Annotated in this window: 19 protein-coding genes and 2 tRNA genes; 9 read left to right on the top strand and 12 right to left on the bottom strand. The window is 65.5% G+C overall.

The features are described from left to right. Positions 1–5 precede the first annotated feature (5 nt). Positions 6–545, bottom strand: coding sequence for a peptidylprolyl isomerase (locus tag DDQ50_RS03005; protein ID WP_116755228.1), 540 nt, complete (start codon positions 543–545; stop codon positions 6–8). Positions 546–649: 104 nt separating this feature from the next. On the opposite strand from DDQ50_RS03005, the gene DDQ50_RS03000 reads away from it, so the two are divergent. Next, a complete protein-coding gene (locus DDQ50_RS03000) occupies positions 650–1,210 on the top strand; it encodes a hypothetical protein (protein ID WP_116755227.1) in 561 nt (186 codons plus the stop codon). A gap of 78 nt (positions 1,211–1,288) precedes the next feature. Here DDQ50_RS03000 and DDQ50_RS02995 read toward each other — a convergent pair whose 3' ends face one another. The 11 genes from DDQ50_RS02995 to dnaA form a co-directional block, all read right to left on the bottom strand. Next, positions 1,289–2,317, bottom strand: coding sequence for a 6-phosphofructokinase (locus tag DDQ50_RS02995; RefSeq protein WP_116756056.1), 1,029 nt, complete (start codon positions 2,315–2,317; stop codon positions 1,289–1,291). 264 nt (positions 2,318–2,581) lie between these two features. Then, positions 2,582–2,654 (bottom strand) — tRNA-Ala (locus DDQ50_RS02990). Positions 2,655–2,702: 48 nt separating this feature from the next. Beyond that, a tRNA-Ile gene (locus DDQ50_RS02985) sits at positions 2,703–2,776 on the bottom strand. Positions 2,777–2,846: 70 nt separating this feature from the next. Beyond that, positions 2,847–3,254 (bottom strand): DUF3566 domain-containing protein, encoded by a 408-nt coding sequence (locus tag DDQ50_RS02980; RefSeq protein WP_116755226.1) that lies wholly within the window; start codon positions 3,252–3,254, stop codon positions 2,847–2,849. After that, a complete protein-coding gene (gene gyrA, locus DDQ50_RS02975; RefSeq protein ID WP_116755225.1) occupies positions 3,247–5,775 on the bottom strand; it encodes a DNA gyrase subunit A in 2,529 nt (842 codons plus the stop codon). Before gyrA ends, DDQ50_RS02980 begins: the two co-directional genes overlap by 8 nt. A gap of 143 nt (positions 5,776–5,918) precedes the next feature. Beyond that, complete coding sequence (gene gyrB, locus DDQ50_RS02970) at positions 5,919–7,904, bottom strand: DNA topoisomerase (ATP-hydrolyzing) subunit B (protein ID WP_116755224.1); 1,986 nt, start codon at positions 7,902–7,904, stop codon at positions 5,919–5,921. Between the two features lie 111 nt (positions 7,905–8,015). Further along, positions 8,016–8,519: a DciA family protein gene (locus DDQ50_RS02965; protein ID WP_116755223.1), complete on the bottom strand. Its 504-nt coding sequence runs from the start codon at positions 8,517–8,519 to the stop codon at positions 8,016–8,018. Continuing rightward, positions 8,516–9,736 carry a DNA replication/repair protein RecF gene (gene recF, locus DDQ50_RS02960; protein WP_116755222.1) on the bottom strand — a complete coding sequence of 407 codons (1,221 nt, stop codon included), beginning with the start codon at positions 9,734–9,736 and terminating at the stop codon, positions 8,516–8,518. Before recF ends, DDQ50_RS02965 begins: the two co-directional genes overlap by 4 nt. Before the next feature lie 18 nt (positions 9,737–9,754). Then, positions 9,755–10,648, bottom strand: coding sequence for a phosphogluconate dehydrogenase (NAD(+)-dependent, decarboxylating) (gnd, locus tag DDQ50_RS02955; RefSeq protein WP_116755221.1), 894 nt, complete (start codon positions 10,646–10,648; stop codon positions 9,755–9,757). A gap of 16 nt (positions 10,649–10,664) precedes the next feature. Beyond that, positions 10,665–11,810 carry a DNA polymerase III subunit beta gene (gene dnaN / locus DDQ50_RS02950; protein WP_116755220.1) on the bottom strand — a complete coding sequence of 382 codons (1,146 nt, stop codon included), beginning with the start codon at positions 11,808–11,810 and terminating at the stop codon, positions 10,665–10,667. 433 nt (positions 11,811–12,243) lie between these two features. Continuing rightward, entirely contained in the window at positions 12,244–13,659 is a 1,416-nt protein-coding gene (dnaA, locus tag DDQ50_RS02945) for a chromosomal replication initiator protein DnaA (protein ID WP_116755219.1), read from the bottom strand. 364 nt (positions 13,660–14,023) lie between these two features. Between dnaA and rpmH the strand changes: the two genes are divergently transcribed. The 8 genes from rpmH to DDQ50_RS02905 are packed head-to-tail and all read left to right on the top strand — an operon-like array spanning position 14,024 to position 18,807. Beyond that, positions 14,024–14,161, top strand: a complete 138-nt coding sequence (gene rpmH, locus DDQ50_RS02940; protein ID WP_010204566.1) for a 50S ribosomal protein L34 — start codon at positions 14,024–14,026, stop codon at positions 14,159–14,161. 13 nt (positions 14,162–14,174) lie between these two features. Next, positions 14,175–14,510, top strand: coding sequence for a ribonuclease P protein component (gene rnpA, locus DDQ50_RS02935; RefSeq protein WP_116755218.1), 336 nt, complete (start codon positions 14,175–14,177; stop codon positions 14,508–14,510). Continuing rightward, complete coding sequence (gene yidD, locus DDQ50_RS02930; protein ID WP_116755217.1) at positions 14,507–14,815, top strand: membrane protein insertion efficiency factor YidD; 309 nt, start codon at positions 14,507–14,509, stop codon at positions 14,813–14,815. The genes rnpA and yidD overlap by 4 nt, the downstream gene beginning before the upstream one ends. A gap of 3 nt (positions 14,816–14,818) precedes the next feature. Continuing rightward, the gene (gene yidC, locus DDQ50_RS02925) at positions 14,819–15,769 is read left to right on the top strand and encodes a membrane protein insertase YidC (protein WP_116755216.1); all 951 of its coding nucleotides are present in this window, start codon (positions 14,819–14,821) and stop codon (positions 15,767–15,769) included. Continuing rightward, the gene (locus DDQ50_RS02920) at positions 15,766–16,233 is read left to right on the top strand and encodes a Jag family protein (protein WP_116755215.1); all 468 of its coding nucleotides are present in this window, start codon (positions 15,766–15,768) and stop codon (positions 16,231–16,233) included. The genes yidC and DDQ50_RS02920 overlap by 4 nt, the downstream gene beginning before the upstream one ends. A 1-nt stretch (position 16,234) precedes the next feature. Continuing rightward, positions 16,235–16,879: a 16S rRNA (guanine(527)-N(7))-methyltransferase RsmG gene (gene rsmG / locus DDQ50_RS02915; RefSeq protein ID WP_116755214.1), complete on the top strand. Its 645-nt coding sequence runs from the start codon at positions 16,235–16,237 to the stop codon at positions 16,877–16,879. A gap of 45 nt (positions 16,880–16,924) precedes the next feature. Beyond that, positions 16,925–17,845 (top strand): ParA family protein, encoded by a 921-nt coding sequence (locus DDQ50_RS02910; protein ID WP_116755213.1) that lies wholly within the window; start codon positions 16,925–16,927, stop codon positions 17,843–17,845. Further along, positions 17,845–18,807, top strand: coding sequence for a ParB/RepB/Spo0J family partition protein (locus DDQ50_RS02905; RefSeq protein WP_116755212.1), 963 nt, complete (start codon positions 17,845–17,847; stop codon positions 18,805–18,807). The genes DDQ50_RS02910 and DDQ50_RS02905 overlap by 1 nt, the downstream gene beginning before the upstream one ends. Positions 18,808–18,888: the final 81 nt, after the last annotated feature.

Genomic DNA, 18,888 nt, shown 5'->3' with positions numbered 1-18,888 from the left:
GCGGGTCAGACCTCGCTGATCTCGACGGAGGTGAGGCGCTGCTCCTCGATCGGGCGATCGCGTCCGTCGGTCGGGACACTGCCGAGACGGTCGACGACCGCCTTCGACTCGTCGTCTGCGACCACGCCGAAGATGGTGTGAGCACCCTGGAGCCACGTCGTCGGAGCTGTCGTGATGAAGAACTGCGAGCCGTTCGTGCCCTTGCCCGCGCGCTTGCCGGCGTTGGCCATGGCGAGAACGTAGGGCTGGGTGAAGTCGAGCTCGTTGTTGATCTCGTCGTCGAACTCGTAGCCCGGCCCGCCGGTGCCCTGCCCCAGAGGGTCGCCGCCCTGGATCATGAAGTTGGGGATGATGCGGTGGAAGACGATGTCGGAGTAGAGGGGGTCGGAACGCTTGGCGCCCGTCGCCGGGTCGGTCCACTCGATGTCACCCGTTGCGAGGCCGACGAAGTTGCGGACCGTCTTGGGTGCGTGGTTTCCGAACAGATTGATGCGGATGTCGCCCTGCGTCGTGTGCAGAGTGGCGACAGCGGTGTGCGAAGTCATGGACCCGATCTTACCGAGCCCAAGTAAACCCTCAGGGCGCTCCCAGGGCTCTGGGTGGCAAGATGGAGCCCACGCGAGTGTCAAGGCATTGGAGGCGAAGAGATATGGGTCTTTCCCGCAAGCGCAAGAAGGAGCTCCGCAAGCTCAAGGGTCATGCGGAAGAACTCTGGCAGGAGCAGCAGGAAGTCCTGGAGCGCGCCTCGGCCGTGATCCGCGAGGCGTCCCGCCAGGCAGGTCATCTGACCCGCGAGGAGGTCGTTCCGCGCGTCTCGTCGACGTATGACGAGAAGCTGCGCCCCGGAGTCGAGAAGGGCCGCGCCTTCGGTGGCGCCGTCATCGGCACCGCGAAGGACAAGATCGTCGACGACGTGCTGCCCGCCGTAGCCACCGTCGCCGGGTCCGCCCTCTCGATCCTCGACATCGGCAACGATGTCCGGAAGCGTCTCGAGAAGACGGCGAACGAGGTGGGCAAGCGAGTGCAGAAGCAAGTCGTCCCCGCGAAGAAGGGCCCCGGTCCGGGCACCTACATCGCGATCGGCCTCGGAGTCGTCGCCCTCGCCGGCATCGCCTACGCCGCGTGGCAGACCTTCCGTGCCGACGACGACCTCTGGATCGCCGACGACGAGCCCGAAGCGGCCCCTGACGAGACAGCTCCCAAGGCGTAGTCCCCCAGTCTTCGAGAAGTGCCCGTCCCGCATCGCGGGGCGGGCACTTCGTCGTTGACGGCCGAGAACTGGGCCGGATCAGCCGAAGAGGACCGCAGCCTCTTCGTAGCGCTCGTCCGGCACCCGGTTGAGACCGCCGGTCGCCTCCGCGATCGTCACGTGCACGATGTCCGTGCCGCGCAGCGCGACCATGGTTCCCCACTGTCCCGCCTCGACCGCGTCGACCGCGTGCATGCCGAGCCGCGTAGCCAGCACCCGGTCGTAGGCGCTCGGCACACCGCCGCGCTGCAGGTGGCCGAGAGCGACCGAGCGGGACTCGATGCCGGTCCTCGCCTCGATCTCGGGTGCGAGGATCTCGGCGATGCCGCCGAGACGGGGACGGTTGAACGCGTCGAGACCCTTGTGGGAGTGCTCCTGGTCCATATTGCTCAGGCGGAACCCCTCGGAGACGGCGAGAACGGGTGCGCGACCTCGGTCGCGGACGCTCTCGACCCATTCGCAGATCTGGTCGAAGCTCGTCGGCTGCTCGGGGATGAGGATGGCGTGCGCCCCCGCAGCCATGCCCGAGTGCAGCGCGATCCATCCGACGTGACGCCCCATCACCTCGACGAGGATGCACCGCTGATGCGACTCCGCTGTCGTCCGGACCCGGTCGATCGCTTCGGTCGCGATCTCGACTGCGGTGTCGAAGCCGAACGAGTAGTCGGTTCCCGCGAGGTCGTTGTCGATCGTCTTCGGGACGCCGACGATGTTGATGCCCTCGTCGGAAAGCCGCCGTGCCGCGGTCAGAGTTCCCTCGCCGCCGATCGCGATGACCGCGTCGATGCCGTTCTCGGCCAGCATGCGCTTGATGTTCTCGGGCCCGCCGTTCTCACCCTCGAACGGATTGGTGCGGGAGGAACCGAGGATGGTGCCGCCCTGACGAGACAGCCCGCGCACGTCGTGCCGGTTGAGGTCGACGAAGTCACCGTTCACGACTCCGCGCCACCCGTAGCGGAAACCGACGAAGGAGGACGAGTAGGCGCGGTCGCCCTTGAGCACCGCACCGCGGATGACCGCGTTGAGTCCCGGGCAGTCCCCACCCGAAGTCAAGATCCCGATCTTCATGAGATTCACCGTCCCTGTCGTTCTCGCGCATGCGCGCGCTCCCAACCTATCGAGAAGGCGACTCCGACATGGAATCGGGACCAGCGACCCCGGATACGACGAAAGCGCCACCCTTCGGGAGGCGCTTCCTTCGTATGTGGAGCCTAGGGGAATCGATCCCTGGCGCAAGCATGCGCCAGGGGCCCACCCTTGCGAAGGGCTTCTCATCCTCTTGGCCCGGATACGACGAAAGCGCCACCCTTCGGGAGGCGCTTTCCTCGTATGTGGAGCCTAGGGGAATCGAACCCCTGACCTCCTGCTTGCAAAGCAGGCGCTCTGCCAATTGAGCTAAGGCCCCGCGCTGGTCGGTGCGTCGCCGTCGAAACGGCGACGCACCATGGGCACGTGGGGCTACCAGGACTTGAACCTGGGACCTCTTCGTTATCAGCGAAGCGCTCTAACCGCCTGAGCTATAGCCCCGAAAACAGCAGACTCGACATTACCCCACCGGCGCGGCTGGGGCGAATCGGCTACCGACCTGACGACCTTCTCACTGGTTGGTGAAGCCCACGAGGACTCCACCGGTGATCCGGACGCTGAGGTTGTAGAGCACGGTGCCGATGGCGCCGAGTACCGTGCCGACGATGATGTTGAGGATCGCGATGACGAGCGCGATTCCCAGGACCTGGCCGAGGCCGAAGACATCGGTGATCTTGAAGCTCGTGTCTCCGGAGATCTCACCGTAGAGGCCGCTGAGGGTGTCGAAGATCTGGGTTTGGGCGAGAACCATCCAGACCAGGAACGCTCCGACGATCAGCACGATGCCGAGGGCGACCATGATGAGGAACGACAGCTTGACGGCCGACCAGAAGTCGACGTAGACGAGCTTCAGCCGCACCTGCTTGGTGGCAGGGGACTTCGACGATTTTCGCGCGAGCTTGTCGGCGACACTACTCATCGGCGTTCAATTCCTCTCCAGCACCGGGCGTCGCGTCGTCGGTGGCTTCTTCCTCCACGACGACGGTGGACTCCAGGTTGCGTTCACTGTTCTTCGCGACCGCGATGATCCGGTCCTCGGCACCGAAGCGGGCGAAGACGACTCCCATGGTGTCACGTCCCTTGGCAGGTACCTCGGAGACACCCGAGCGAACCACCTTTCCGCCGGCGAGAACGACGAGAACCTCGTCGGAGTCGTTGACGATCAGTGCGCCGGCCAGGTCGCCGCGGGCCTCCTCGAGCTTGGCGACCTTGATTCCCAGTCCCCCGCGGTTCTGCACCCGGTACTGGTCGACGGACGTGCGCTTGGCGTAACCGCCCTCGGTCACCACGAACACGTAGTTCTGCGATTCGTCGCCCCCGACGACGGAGGCGCTGAGCAGTTCGTCGTCACCGCGGAAGCTCATGCCGATCACGCCGGACGTGCTGCGACCCATGGGGCGGAGTGCCTCATCGGTGGCGGTGAACCGGATCGACATGCCCTTCTTGGACACCATGAGGACATCGGTGTCGTCGTTCACGAGCAGCGCGGACACCAGCTCGTCGCCGTCGCGCAGGTTGATGGCGATGATGCCGCCCGTACGGTTGGTGTCGTACTCCGTGAGCGCTGTCTTCTTCACGAGGCCGTTGCGAGTCGCGAGGGCCAGGTACTGGGTGACGCCGTAGTCGCGGATGTCGAGGACCTCGGCGATCTGCTCGTCGGGCTGGAGTGCCAGGAGGTTCGCGACGTGCTGGCCCTTGGCGTCCCGACCAGCCTCTTGCACCTCGTAGGCCTTCGCGCGGTAGACACGACCCTTGTCGGTGAAGAACAGCAGCCAGTGGTGGGTGGTGGTGACGAAGAAGTGCTCGACCACATCGTCCGCACGGAGCTGTGCGCCGCGGACGCCGCGCCCACCGCGGTGCTGGCTGCGGTAGTTGTCGCTGCGGGTGCGCTTGATGTAGCCGCCGCGGGTGACGGTGAGGACCATCTCCTCCTCGGGGATCAGGTCCTCGACGCTCATGTCGCCGTCGTAACCCATCAGGATCTCGGTGCGCCGGTCGTCGCCGAACCGGTCGACGATCTCGGTGAGCTCCTCCGAGATGATGGTGCGCTGGCGCTCGGGCTTGGCGAGGATGTCCTTGAGGTCCTCGATCAGACGCTCGAGAGCCATCGCATCGTCGATGATCTTCTGACGCTCGAGCGCCGCGAGACGGCGCAGCTGCAGTCGCAGGATGGCGTCGGCCTGGATCTCGTCGACCGTCAGCAGCTCCATCAGGCCGTCACGCGCGTCGTCGGCGGTCGGAGACCGACGGATGAGGGCGATGACCTCGTCGAGCGCATCGAGTGCCTTGAGGTATCCGCGCAGGATGTGGGCATCGGCCTCGGCCTTGCGCAGGCGGTACTCGGTGCGGCGGACGATGACATCGATCTGGTGGTCGACCCATGCAGTGATGAAACCGTCGATCGGGAGGGTGCGCGGAATGCCGTCGACGATGGCGAGCATGTTGGCGCCGAAGTTGTCCTGCAGCTGGGTGTGCTTGTACAGGTTGTTCAGCACGACCTTCGCGACGGCGTCACGCTTGAGGACGACGACCAGTCGCTGACCGGTGCGGCCCGAGCTCTCGTCGCGGATGTCGGAGATGCCCGCGATCTTGTTGTCCTTGACGAGCTCGGCGATCTTGATCGCGAGGTTGTCGGGGTTGACCTGGTAGGGCAGCTCGGTGACGACCAGGCAGGTGCGGCCCTGGATCTCCTCGACATTGACGACCGCGCGCATGGTGATCGAACCACGACCGGTGCGGTACGCGTCCTGGATCCCCTTGACCCCGAGTACCTGAGCCCCTGTCGGGAAGTCGGGTCCCTTGATGCGCTGCAGCAGCGCTTCGAGGAGCTCCTCGCGATCAGCGTCGGGATGCTGGAGCAGCCACAGCGCGCCATCCGCCACCTCGCGGAGATTGTGCGGCGGGATGTTGGTCGCCATGCCGACCGCGATGCCGACCGAGCCGTTGACCAGCAGGTTCGGGAATCGGGCGGGGAGGACGACGGGCTCCTGGGTGCGGCCGTCGTAGTTGTCCTGGAAGTCGACGGTCTCCTCGTCGATGTCGCGGACCATCTCCATGGCCAGCGGCGCCATCTTCGTCTCGGTGTACCGCGAGGCGGCGGCACCGTCGTTGCCGGGCGAGCCGAAGTTGCCCTGACCGAGCGCGAGCGGGTACCGGAGGCTCCACGGCTGGACGAGGCGCACGAGAGCGTCGTAGATCGCGCTGTCTCCGTGCGGGTGGTACTGGCCCATGACCTCGCCGACCACGCGTGCGCACTTGCTGAACGCGCGGTCGGGGCGGTAGCCGCCGTCGAACATGGCGTAGACGACACGGCGGTGGACCGGTTTGAGACCATCGCGCACGTCGGGAAGGGCGCGACCGACGATGACGCTCATCGCATAGTCGAGGTACGACCTCTGCATCTCGAGCTGGAGGTCGATCTGCTCGATCTTGTCGGCCATGTGATTGTCCGTTCTCTACTGCGGGAAGTTCATGTCGTGATGATCAGCGCGTGGACGGAAAGGGTCCGCGCGCACTCCAGGTCTCGAGGCACCGCGCAAGCGTGTGCGGCACTCATCCTCGACCGGCGATCGCCGGCGCGAGGTCAGATGTCCAGGAAGCGGACGTCCTTGGCGTTGCGCTGGATGAAGCTGCGCCGCGATTCGACGTCCTCGCCCATGAGGGTGGAGAAGATCTCGTCGGCTGCCGCGGCGTCCTCGAGGGTGACCTGACGCAGGGTGCGCGTCTCGGGATCCATCGTGGTCTCCCACAGCTCCTTGTAGTCCATCTCGCCGAGACCCTTGTAGCGCTGAATGCCGTTCTCCTTGGGGATGCGCTTGTTGTGCGCCGCCCCGTCGGCGAGCACCGCGTCGCGCTCGGTGTCGCTGTACACGTAATCGTGCGGGGAGTTGCTCCACTTGATGCGGTAGAGCGGGGGCATCGCGAGGTACACGTAGCCGAGGTCGATGAGCGGCCTCATGTAGCGGAAGAGGAGGGTCAGCAGCAGCGTGGTGATGTGCTGACCATCGACGTCGGCATCGGCCATCAGGATGATCTTGTGGTACCGGACCTTGTCGGCGTTGAAGTCCTCACCGAGACCGGCGCCGAACGCCGTGATCATGGCCTGGACCTCCGCGTTGCCGAGGGCGCGGTCGAGGCGGGCCTTCTCCACGTTGAGGATCTTGCCGCGCAGCGGCAGGATCGCCTGCGTGAACGGGTCGCGCCCGGTTCCTGCCGAACCGCCGGCGGAGTCGCCCTCGACGATGAAGATCTCGGAGACGACGGGGTCCTTGCTCTGGCAGTCCTTGAGCTTGCCCGGCATTCCGCCGCCCTCGAGCAGCCCCTTGCGCCGGGCGGTCTCGCGGGCCTTCCGCGCAGCGAGGCGGGCGGTCGCGGCGGAGATCGCCTTGCGGATGATCTCCTTGCCGACGACGGGGTTGCGCTCGAACCAGTCGCCGAGCTGATCGCCGGCGACCCGCTGCACGAACGCCTTCGCCTCGGTGTTGCCGAGCTTGGTCTTGGTCTGGCCTTCGAACTGCGGCTCGGCGAGCTTGACCGAGATGACCGCGGTCAGACCCTCGCGTACGTCGTCGCCGGAGAGGTTGTCGTCCTTCTCCTTGAGGATGCCCTTCTCCCGCGCGTACTTGTTGACGAGCGTGGTGAGGGCGGCACGGAACCCCTCTTCGTGGGTCCCGCCCTCGTGGGTGTTGATCGTGTTCGCGTACGTGTGGACGCTCTCGGTGTACCCCGTGGTCCACTGCATGGCGACCTCGAGAGAGATCTTCCGGTCGTTGTCCTCCGACTCGAAGGCGATGACCTCGGGGTTGACCAGGTCGGCCTTCTTGTTGGCGTTGAGGTACTCGACGTAGTCGACGAGGCCTCGCTGGTAGAGGTAGACGTTCGTCAGCGACTTGACGTCGTTGCCGTCGTCGTCGACCTTCTGACGCTCGTCGACGAGCGTGATGGTGAGTCCCTTGTTGAGGAACGCCATCTGCTGGAAGCGGGTGCGGAGCGTCTCGTAGTCGAACTCGACGGTCTCGAAGATCTCGGCATTCGGCCAGAAGGTGATGGTCGTGCCGGTCTCGTCGGAGGGTTCTCCCTGAACGAGCGGCTCGAGGGGAACACCGTTCTCGAAGCTCTGCCGCCAGACCGAACCCTGCCGGCGGACGGCGACGTCGAGTCGGGACGACAGGGCGTTGACGACCGAGCTTCCGACGCCGTGCAGGCCGCCGGATACCGCGTATCCGCCGCCACCGAACTTGCCGCCGGCGTGCAGGACGGTGAGGACGACCTCGACCGTCGACCGCTTCTCGACGGGATGGATGTCGACCGGGATACCGCGACCGTTGTCGATGACCGTCACACCGCCATCGGAGCGGATGAAGACCTGGATGTTGTCGCAGTAGCCGGCCAGGGCCTCATCGACGGAGTTGTCGACGATCTCGTAGACCAGATGGTGCAAACCACGCGGCCCCGTGGAGCCGATGTACATGCCGGGCCGCTTGCGTACCGCCTCGAGACCCTCGAGGACCTGGATCGCGCTGGCGCCGTAGCTGTCTTCCGGCATGGTGTGGTTCGTGTTCATCGTCATACGTCGAGGCTCCCGCCGGTCGGCCTCAATCCTACCAAATATGGAGGGATCATGAGCGCCTGAACGGCTCTCTAGGGCGCGAATATCGAGCGGTTGACCTCTTTTGCCGCCCTAGCCGTAGGTATCGCGCGGACCCCGCCCTGGAATCGACCTGGGGCCACGTTTCCAGCTGGGGGCCCCCGGCCCTGCAAAGGAGATGTTCTGGATGCCCGCCTCGGGGTAGCCGGTCGCGATCCGCGTGACGAGCTCCGTGCGCATGAGACGGAGCTGCGTCGCCCATGCCGTCGAGTCGCACTGGACGTGGAGGACTCCGTCCTCGACCCGGGTGGGTGTCGAGTGCTCGGCCGTCTCGGGACCGGCGATGTCCTGCCACGCGCCGACGAGGTCCGACTGAGCCAAGGGAGCTGTCCATCCCATCGAGAGGGTGAGGGCGGAGAGGACATCGCTCACCGCGCCCGGATCGCGGCCCGGTCCGAACGGCACCGTCTCGCCGGGCTGGATCCGACGAGTCTCCCGACGTCTCCCCGCGGTCCCCTTCACCCCGCTGAAGGTCTCCCGGAGTCGCAGGTAGACCGCGCGGGACTCGTCGATGATCGCGTCGTCGTGCTTTCTCATTCCCCGTTCCCTGTCCCGTCCGATTCACCCGACGCGGCGACGGCGGCCGATTCGGAGGGGTCGTCGTCGAGGATGCGCCCGGCCTTGATCCTGATGACCTGGCCTCGGAGCGTCTCGGGGATGTCGGCTTCGACCGCCGCGGTGACGAGCACCTGCTCGTACCCTGCCACGGCGCGCGCGAGTCGCTCACGCCGGGGCTGGTCGAGCTCGGCGAAGACATCGTCCAGGATCAGCACGGGGTCGCCGCCCGCCGACTGCTCGCGCACGAGCTCAGCCGCGGCCAGACGCATGGACAGTGCGAACGACCAGGATTCGCCGTGGCTGGCGTACCCCTTCGCCGGGAGCGAATTGAGCTCGAACAGGAGATCATCGCGATGCGGGCCCACGAGGGTGATCGCACGATCGAGTTCGCGCGGCCGGACACGGGCGAGGGTCTGACGGAAGCTCTCCGAGATCTCGGCGAGGGGGAGGGAGCTCTCGACCCTCGCGGTACCGCGGTCGTCGGCGTCGGGATCGGCCGCCATGATGCTCAGCTGCATCGATATCCGCGGCGAATGGTCCGCACCCGCGATCGCCAGGTAGGCCGACTGGAGATGACCGCGCAGATCGTCGACGAGAGCGAGTCTCTCCCGGATGATCTCGCTGCCGAATTCGACGAGTCGTTCGTCCCAGATGTCGAGCGTGCTGAGCCGGTCACCCTTGAGCCCCGTCGCGCGAGCCGTTTTCAACAGCGTGTTGCGCTGACGCAGCACCCGGTCGAAGTCCGAGATCACCCCCGCGAGACGAGGGGTGCGCAGCACGAGCAGCTGATCGAGCATGCGCCGGCGCCCGGCGGGCTCGCCGCGCACCAGTGCCAGGTCCTCGGGAGCGAAGAGCACACTCGACAGGTAGCGCGGAAGGTCCCGCACCTTGGCGGGCGATCGGCCGACCTGAGCCTTGTTCGCCGCCGAGGCGTTGATCTGGAGTTCGACCAGGATCTCCCGATCGCCGTGCGCGAGGAGCGCACGGACGATCGCGGAATCCCTGCCCTGCCGGACGAGCGCCTGATCGGTCGAGACCCGATGCGAACCCAGCGAGCTGATGTAGCCGAGGGATTCGACGAGGTTCGTCTTGCCCTGCCCGTTGGAGCCGACGAAGACGTTGATGCCGGGGTGGAGATCCACATCGGCGACCTCGTAATTACGGAAGTCGACGAGGTTCAAGTGGCGCACGCGCATGCGGTGCCCCCCTTCGGATCAACCGTCGGCGGACGGCTTCGTCGCGTGACCGCCGAACTGCTGGCGCAGCGCCGCGACGGCCTTCATCGCCGGCGACTGCTCCTGGCGAGACACGAAGCGGGCGAAGATGGACGCCGAGATAGTGGGAACCGGGACAGCGTGATCGATCGCCTCCTCGATGGTCCACCGGCCCTCGCCCGAGTCGGCGACGTAGCCCTCGATGTTCTCGAACTCCGGGTCCTCCTCGAGGGCGCGCACCAGGAGTTCGAGCAGCCAGGAGCGGACGACGGTGCCGCGCTGCCACGCCTTGAAGGTGCCGGTGACGTCCTTGATGATGTCGGAGCGCGCGTCGAGGAGCTCGTAGCCCTCGCCGTAGGCCTGCATGAGCGCGTACTCGATGCCGTTGTGGACCATCTTCGCGTAGTGGCCCGCGCCGACCTCGCCGACGTGGACGAATCCCTCGGCGCGAGGACCCTCGGGGCGCAGCGCGTCGAAGATCGGCATGACGCGTTCGATCTGCTCGTTCGAGCCGCCGACCATGAGGCCGTAGCCGTTCTTGAGTCCCCAGACCCCACCGGAGACACCGGCGTCGACGAAGTCGATACCCTTCTCCGCCAGGTCCGCCGAGTGCTTGAAGTCCTCGGTGAAGCGCGAGTTGCCGCCGTCGATCACGAGGTCGCCCGCGTCGAGGACGCCCTTGAGCTGGGTGATGACCGAGTCGGTGATCTCGCCGGCGGGCACCATGACCCAGACGGTGCGGGGTGCGGTGAGGCGAGCGGCGAGCTCGTTCAGGTCCGCGACATCCGAGACGGCGGGGTTGGTGTCGTAGCCGACAACCTCGATGCCCGCCTGGTCGAGACGGGTGCGCATGTTGTTGCCCATCTTGCCCAGTCCGATGAGGCCCATTTGCATAGTGAAGATCCTTCGCTCAGCGCAGCAGCAGGTTCGGCTGCAGGAGATAGCGGTAGTCGTCCGACCCGCTCTTGTCCTTGCTGGACTGGCTGGTGATCAGCACCGGACCCGGCTTGTTGGGGTTCTCGGTCTTCGTGAACGCGATGCGCACGAACTCCGAGTGAACAGCGCCGAGGCCGTCGAGCAAGAACTGCGGTTTGAGCGAGACGACGGTGTCTGTTCCGGTGAGGAGGGCTTCGATGTTCTCGGACGCCTGAGCCTGCTCGCTGCCGATGGCTTCGAGGGTCAGTCCGTCGAGATCGAAGGAGTAGCGGAGAGCGGCTTCGCGCTCGAGGACGAGCTGGACGCGACGGGTCGCCTCGACGAGCTCGCCGGTGTTCATGACCGCGTAGTTCTCGGTCGTCTCGGGGAAGAGCCGGCCGACCGGCGGGAAGTTGCCCTTGATCAGGAGAGACGTGACGGTCTTGCGGTCGGCGCTGAAGGCGATGAGCTCGCGGTCCTCGCTTCCGGTGATCGAGACGGAGATGCTCGTGCTCGATCCGAAGGTCTTCCCGACCTCCTGCAGCGTCCGGGCGGGGACGAGTGCGGTGATCTTCTCGGCTGCTGCCGTCGAGGACTCCCACTGGATGCCGCGTACCGCGACGCGGTATCGGTCGGTGGCGATCAGATTGAGTCGGTCACCCGTGATCTCGAGCTGGACGCCGGTGATGACCGGCGTGACGTCGTCGCGGGATGCGGCGACCGCGACCTGGGCGACGGCGCTCGCGAACGCGTCGGCGGGGACCACACCGGTGACCTCGCCGATCTTGGGCAGGCTCGGGTACTCCTCGACCGGCATGCTCAACAGGGTGAAGCGGGCGGAGCCGGCGCGGACGACGATCCGGTTGTCCTCGGAGGACACATCGACCGGGGCGTTCGGCAGACGGCTCGCGATGTCGGCGAGGAGTCGACCCGACACGAGGGCACGACCGGGCTCGGTGACCTCGGCTGCGATCTCGGTCCGAGCGGACACCTCGTAGTCGAACGAGGACAGGGTCAGTCCTGTCGAGCCGGCCTCGATGAGGACTCCGCTCAGGATCGGCAGTGTCGTGCGCTGCGGAAGGAGCTTCACCGCGAAGGACACCGCCTCGCTGAACACATCCTTGTTCGCCTGGAACCTCACACGTACCCCTGTCTGTCTTGCCGGTGGTCAATGCTAGCGGCTGCGTCTCTCGGGCAGAACCGCGCAGAGGTGAAGCCCTCCCGTCCTTCAAGGTTGTCGCAGAGAGAGAAATAGATCTTTAAAGGAACACTCTTAACGCATGTGGATTGTGTGGACGGATCGGCTTCTGACCAATGCCGGTATGGGAACTACAACCATGAAAGATGTGGGTTCGGCCGGGAGAAGGTCGGGCCCGGAGTGCAGGTTCTCGAGTCCCGCTCGAGCGACTCCCACAGGCCGGGCTCGGTTCCCCACAGGCTGAGGGTGTGTCGCCCACCACTTATGCACAGATTGTGCACACGCTGTGCAGTACGCGCGCCAACGCATCCCGCAATGGGCATGAATGGGCCGAAACCCGGGGAAAAGCCTGTGGAATCTGTGGAGAACTCGGGCGTCAGCCGCGCGAGTAGCGGTGATTCTGCTTGATCCGGCTTGTGAGCTCGGTCACCTGGTTGTAGATCGAACGACGCTCCTTCATGAGCTCGCTGATCTTCTTGTTGGCGTACATCACCGTCGTGTGGTCGCGACCACCGAACAGCTGACCGATCTTCGGAAGCGAGAGATTCGTCAGCTCACGGCAGAGGTACATGGCGATCTGTCGAGCGGTGGCGATCGCCTGAGACCGTGATGCCCCGTAGAGGTCGTCGACGCTGAGCTTGAAGTAGTCCGCCGTGTGATTGATGATGTCGACCGGCGCGATGACGTTGTCCGCATCGAGGGTGATCAGATCCTTCAGAACGGTCTGCACCAGGGCCATATCGACGGGTGTCCGATTGAGGCTCGCGAACGCGGTGACGCGGATCAGCGTGCCCTCGAGCTCCCGGATGTTGCTCGACACCTTCGACGCCATGAACTCGAGGATGTCGTCGGGCACCTGCAGCTTGTCGCTCTGGGCACGCTTGCGGAGGATCGCGATGCGGGTCTCGAGGTCGGGCGCCTGGACGTCGGTGATCAGCCCCCACTCGAAGCGGGAGCGCATGCGGTCCTCGAAGCCCGTGAGGTGCTTGGGTGGCAGGTCGCTGGTGATGACCACCTGCTTGTTGTGGTCGTGCAGCGTATTGAAGGTGTGGAAGAAGGCCTCCTGAGTGGAGTCCTTGCCCTGGAGGAACTGGATGTCGTCGATGAGGAGAACGTCAACGTCGCGGTACCGGGCCTGGAAGAGGGAGGCACGGTTCGTCGCGATCGAGTTGATGAAGTCGTTGGTGAATTCCTCGGAGCTCACGTAGCGGACGCGGATGCCGGGATACAGATTGACGGCGTAGTGGCCGATCGCGTGCAGGAGGTGGGTCTTGCCGAGACCGGAGTCGCCGTAGATGAAGAGGGGGTTGTAAGCCTTGGCCGGCGCCTCCGCGACGGCGACCGCTGCCGCGTGGGCGAACCGATTCGATGCCCCGATGACGAAGTTGTCGAAGTTGTACTTGCTGTTGAGACGGGTCTCACCGCGGGCGACGGGGCTGCCCTGCTCGCTCACCGTCTGGACGGGGCTCTCGATGTAGTGGGGTTCCGGAGAATCCGCGACGGACACGACCGGAGTGGTGTCGATGTCGGGATTCACGACGATGGCGAAGTTCGCGATCTCGAGCCCGGGGTCGAGCGAGGCGATGGCGTTGAGAAGGGGGACCCGGATGCGCTGCTCGAGCATCCCCCGTGTGAGATCGTTCGGGACCTCGAGGTACATCGTGCCGGCCATGATGCCCTTGGGCTCGACGAGGTTGATGAACCCGCGCAGCTGGGGGGTGATCCGATCGTCTGTTCCGAGCGCTTCGAGCATCGCGCTCCAGACCTCTCGGGTCTGTGCTGCCTCGGCCATTGGGCTCCCGTTGAGTTAGCGCTCTATCGCCTGCGCGGCGCCCTGCTCGACCAGCCGGGAGATGAGGATTTTACCGCCCGGGGAGGAGCCGTGCTCAGGTGGGAGGTCGAGCCATCCCGGGTGTTTCACGTTAACCAGGCGCGCCGCTCTTATCAAATCCTCGTCGGGGCATACGGCGATTCGCCGCCCCTGGAGACGCCGGGATGGACGTAACGTGGAAACCCGGCCGGAGGTCTGTTTGACCCGGTGGTGCTTAACGCGTATTTTTAACCAGTTGCCCGCGCTCGGCCTGCAGCGCCGAGTCGCTACGCCAGGTCGCAAGTCGAGCGGGCACCCGCCTTCTTTGAGCCTGTTGGAGCATGCCATGAGCAAGAGAACTTTTCAGCCGAACAACCGCCGCCGCGCCAAGGTGCACGGCTTCCGCCTCCGCATGCGCACTCGCGCCGGACGCGCGATCCTCGGTGCTCGCCGCCGCAAGGGTCGTACCGAACTCTCCGCGTAGTCGCTGACGCGGCGTGTTGACGCGGGCGAACCGGATCATCGCCGGCTCGGACTATCGCCGGGTGTCGCGCCGAGGGCGCCGCACCGCGGGCAAGTTCGCCGTGGTGTCCGTTGTGTCCCCGTCGACCGCCGGCGTCCCGCGCTTCGGCTTCATCATCACCCGCAAGATCGGCGGCGCCGTGGTGCGCAACCGCGTCCGCCGTCGCATGAAGGCCATCGCTCGTTCACTGGTGGACCAGGGCATGCCGGCTCGTGATGTCGTGGTGCGCGCACTTCCCGCCGCGGTCTCAGCCGACTGGGCTAGCCTCCATCACGAGATCGAGGCCGCTGCGATGGGGAGCATGAAATGAAACGCATCTTCGATGCGGTGATACTCCTCCCCCGCAATCTGCTCGTGCTCCTCCTCAGGGGATACCGCGCCGTCGTCTCTCCTCTCTACGGCGATGTCTGCCGTTACTACCCCTCCTGTTCTCAGTACGCCCTCGAGGCAGTACAAGAGCACGGCGCCACGGTCGGCTCGGCACTCGCCGCAGCTCGCGTGTGTCGCTGTCACCCCTGGGCAGCCGGCGGTGTCGATGACATCCCACGTCGTCGACGCTTCCGCTACCGAGTAACGCCGTTCGGCTTCGTCGTCGGTGCCACGAGAAAGGTCTGACCCGTGGATCCCATCTCAACCGTCCTCTGGCCCATCAAATGGGCCATCGAGCTGATCCTGGTCTCCTTCCACACTCTGTGGACGGCAGTCGGCCTCGACCCCGCCGCCGGCATCACCTGGGTGCTGTCGATCGTCGGCCTGGTCATCATCGTCCGGGCCGCGCTCATCCCGATCTTCGTGAAGCAGATCCGCAGCCAGCGGAAGATGCTCGAGGTCGCACCGCAGCTGAAGAAGATCCAGGACAAGTACAAGGGCAAGCGCGACCAGTTCTCGCGTGAGGCGATGTCGCGCGAGACGATGGAGCTGTACAAGAGGACGGGTACCAACCCCCTCGCGTCCTGCCTTCCGCTGCTGCTGCAGATGCCGATCTTCTTCGGTCTGTTCTCGGTCCTGAACGACGCCCAGCACGCCAAGGTCGGTGTCGGCTTCCTCAACGAGAAGCTGGCCGAGCAGTTCGGCAATGCGTCGCTGTTCGGCATCGCGCCGCTCCACGACACGTTCGTGAACACCGATACGGCCGCGGTGCGGATCATCGCAGCGGTGATGGTCGTCCTCATGACCGGGTCGCAGTTCATCACCCAGCTGCAGATCATGGCGAAGAACATGTCGCCCGAGGCCAAGAACAGCCCCACCTACCGCCAGCAGCGCATTCTCCTCTACCTGCTCCCCCTCGTTTTCGCCTTCTCCGGCGTGACCTTCCCGCTCGGCGTCATGTTCTACTGGCTGACCTCGAACTTCTGGACGATGGGCCAGCAGTTCCTCGTCATCCGCAACATGCCGACCCCGGGTTCGGATGCGGCGAAGGCTCGTGAGGCCCGCCTGGCCAAGAAGGGCAAACTGCCCAAGAATGCGGCGCCCGAGGAAGAGGCTGCTGCGGTGGAGGCACCCAAGCCCGTGCAGCGCCAGCAGCCCGTCGGCAAGAACCGCGCCAAGAAAGCAGGAGTCAAGAAGTGAGCGATCCCGCTGTCCAGTCCGTCGATGAAGGCGATATCGCCGCGGACTACATCGAAGAGCTTCTCGACATCGTCGACCTCGGCGGTGACATCGACATCGAGGTCACAGAGGGTCGGACGACGATCAGTGTCGACTCGGAGAATCCAGGCGACCTCGCGCTCCTGTCCAACCCCGAGACGGTGGCGGCGCTCCAGGAATTGACCCGGCTCGTCGTGCAGAACCGGACGGGCGAGTTCTCCCGTCTCGTGCTCGACGTCGGCGGCAGCCGAGAAGCGCGCCGCCGGGAGCTGTCGCTCATCGTCGACGAGGCCATCTCTCGCCTCGACGGTGGTGCCGAGCGATTCGACTTTGAGCCGATGACCTCGTACGAGCGCAAGATCGTGCACGACCTCATCGGCGAACGCGGCCTGACCTCCGAGTCGGAGGGCGAAGGCCGAGACCGCCACATCGTTCTCACCCGCTGATTTGGTTCCACGTGAAACGGCTGAGTCGTTCGACCTCGAGCCGGAGCCGGCGTTAGCCGCTGAACTTTTCGGCGCCCAGATCGAGCACATCCGAAGGTTCGCAGCCTTGCTTGCGTCCCAAGGCGAAACACTCGGCCTTATCGGTCCTTTGGAACTCCCGCGTCTGTGGACGAGGCACATCGTGAACTGCGCTCTGCTGGCGCCGCTGGTGCACGACCGCACCGCGGATGTGGGAAGCGGTGCGGGCCTGCCCGGGCTGGTTCTCGCCATCGCTCGTCCTGACGTCTCCTTCACACTCATCGAGCCGATGGAGCGCAGGACGGACTGGCTCAGCTCCCAAGCGCGGGAACTCGAGCTGGACAACGTGACCGTGCTCCGCGCCCGCGCCGAAGAGGCGCCGAAGGCGTCCTTCGATGTGGTGACGGCTCGGGCTGTCGGCGCTCTGAGCAAACTGATTCCGCTCACTGCCCCCCTCGTGTCGGCGGGTGGCGAGCTGGTCCTTCTCAAGGGCGCGACAGTCGAGGCGGAGATCGCCGCGGCTGCGAAGGTCGTCACGCGGTTCCGACTTCGTGAAGCGCGCGTCGAGGTGCTCGGCGACGGTATGCCGACAGAGCCGACCCGGGTCTTCAGAGCTAGAGTGGAGTGACCCCCCTGGGGTCGCGACTACATCCCCCTCTGCAGAAGGTTTCACGTGAAACAATCCGATGCCGGGGCCGTCGGTTCCGCTGCGCCCGCCGAGTTCGATGCCAGCACTCCGCTGGCACGCGAGCTCGCCGATATCACCCGGCGCCGCCACGCTCTCGAAATCACCACCCTGCCCAAGCCCAATGAGACGCGCATCTTCACCATCGCGAATCAGAAGGGCGGCGTGGGTAAGACCACAACGACCGTCAACCTCGCCGCGGCGCTCGCTCGCTCGGGCGCCAAGGTTCTGGTGATCGATCTCGACCCGCAGGGGAATGCGTCCACCGCCCTCGGTGTGGAGCATCGCGCCGACACGGTGAGCGTCTACGACGTGATCGTCAACGACTCCCCGATGAAGGAGGTCGTTCAGCGCTCCCCCGAGTTCGACGGCCTGTACTGCATCCCCGCGACGATCCATCTCGCCGGTGCGGAGATCGAGCTGGTGTCCCTGGTGGCTCGAGAGCAGCGACTCCGTACTGCTCTCAATGCCTATCTCGCCGAGGACGCGGGGTACGACTACGTCTTCATCGACTGCCCGCCCTCGCTCGGCCTTCTGACCATCAACGCCTTCGTCGCCGCTCGCGAAGTCCTCATCCCGATCCAGTGCGAGTACTACGCGCTCGAGGGTCTCAGCCAGCTCCTGCGCAATATTGAACTCATCGAGCGTCATCTCAATCCACGACTCCAGGTGTCGACTATCCTCCTCACGATGTACGACTCGAGGACCAACCTCGCCAACCAGGTGGCGCAGGATGTTCGCGACCACTTCCCGCGCGAGACCCTCACAACGCTCATCCCCCGATCTGTTCGCATCTCGGAGGCCCCGAGTTACGGGCAGAGCGTCATCAGCTACGACACCAACTCCCCCGGCTCGCTCTCCTACCTCGAGGCCGCAGCCGAAATCGCACGACGAGGAGCACCCGCCTGATGGCAGCACCCAAGCGCACCGGTCTCGGTCGTGGTATCGGCGCACTCATCCCGACCGCCGAAGACGATCGTGCACGGCCCGTCGACGTGTTCTTCCCCAACTCGAACACGAGTGCTGAGAGAGATGCACCGCGTCAGGACGATCTGGTGGCCGTGCCCGGCGCGAGGCTGGTGAGCATCCCCGTCGACGAGATCCGTCCCAACGCGCACCAGCCGCGCAAGGAATTCGATCAAGAAGCTCTCGAGGAGCTCGTCGTCTCCGTCCGCGAGAACGGTGTCCTGCAGCCGATCGTGGTGCGGGCAAGCGTCGAGGGCACCTCCAAGTACGAGCTCGTCATGGGCGAACGACGTCTTCGCGCCTCGAAGCGTGCCGGACTCCGCACGATACCCGCGGTCGTGCGCGACACGGCCGATGACGTGATGCTGCAGGATGCCCTTCTCGAGAACCTCCACCGCGCACAGCTGAATCCGCTCGAGGAAGCATCCGCCTACCAGCAGTTGCTCGCCGACTTCGGTATCACGCAGGATCAGCTCGCCACGCGGATCGGCCGTTCGCGCCCGCAGATCACCAACACGATCCGTCTCCTCAAGCTGCCCGACCCGGTGCAGCGGCGCGTGGCTGCCGGAGTGCTCTCCGCCGGGCACGCTCGCGCGATCCTGTCGCTGAACGATGACCAGGCCATGACGGAGCTCGCTGAGAAGATCGTCAACGAGGATCTCTCCGTCCGTGCTGCCGAAGCCAGTGCCGCGCGCGGCGGAAAGCAGAAGAAGGCCACGACAGCAGCGGGCCGACGCCACGCGCAGCTCGATGAAATCGCGGAACGTCTCGGAGACCGCCTGGACACCCGGGTCAAGGTGTCGCTGGGTCTCAACAGGGGCAGCATCGTGATCGAGTTCGCGACCATCGCCGACCTCAACCGCATCCTCGGCGAGATCGGGGACGAAGGCTACGGAGTCAGCTGAGCCCCTGCGGCAGCTGAGCGAGCCGCTCTCCCGCGGCGTGAGGTCAGGTGTTTCACGTGAAACACGCGGCTCGTCCGCCCG

The organism is Amnibacterium flavum (genome assembly GCF_003097495.1).
Classification (GTDB): domain Bacteria; phylum Actinomycetota; class Actinomycetes; order Actinomycetales; family Microbacteriaceae; genus Naasia; species Naasia flava.
This window is presented reverse-complemented; position numbering and strand designations above follow the sequence as displayed.

Coding starts and splice junctions, on each gene's coding strand:
- DDQ50_RS03005 (WP_116755228.1), bottom strand. CDS start 545: ATGACTTCGCACACCGCTGTCGCCACTCTGCACACGACGCAGGGCGAC.
- DDQ50_RS03000 (WP_116755227.1), top strand. CDS start 650: ATGGGTCTTTCCCGCAAGCGCAAGAAGGAGCTCCGCAAGCTCAAGGGT.
- DDQ50_RS02995 (WP_116756056.1), bottom strand. CDS start 2,317: ATGAAGATCGGGATCTTGACTTCGGGTGGGGACTGCCCGGGACTCAAC.
- DDQ50_RS02980 (WP_116755226.1), bottom strand. CDS start 3,254: ATGAGTAGTGTCGCCGACAAGCTCGCGCGAAAATCGTCGAAGTCCCCT.
- gyrA (WP_116755225.1), bottom strand. CDS start 5,775: ATGGCCGACAAGATCGAGCAGATCGACCTCCAGCTCGAGATGCAGAGG.
- gyrB (WP_116755224.1), bottom strand. CDS start 7,904: ATGACGATGAACACGAACCACACCATGCCGGAAGACAGCTACGGCGCC.
- DDQ50_RS02965 (WP_116755223.1), bottom strand. CDS start 8,519: ATGAGAAAGCACGACGACGCGATCATCGACGAGTCCCGCGCGGTCTAC.
- recF (WP_116755222.1), bottom strand. CDS start 9,736: ATGCGCGTGCGCCACTTGAACCTCGTCGACTTCCGTAATTACGAGGTC.
- gnd (WP_116755221.1), bottom strand. CDS start 10,648: ATGCAAATGGGCCTCATCGGACTGGGCAAGATGGGCAACAACATGCGC.
- dnaA (WP_116755219.1), bottom strand. CDS start 13,659: ATGGCCGAGGCAGCACAGACCCGAGAGGTCTGGAGCGCGATGCTCGAA.
- rpmH (WP_010204566.1), top strand. CDS start 14,024: ATGAGCAAGAGAACTTTTCAGCCGAACAACCGCCGCCGCGCCAAGGTG.
- yidD (WP_116755217.1), top strand. CDS start 14,507: ATGAAACGCATCTTCGATGCGGTGATACTCCTCCCCCGCAATCTGCTC.
- DDQ50_RS02905 (WP_116755212.1), top strand. CDS start 17,845: ATGGCAGCACCCAAGCGCACCGGTCTCGGTCGTGGTATCGGCGCACTC.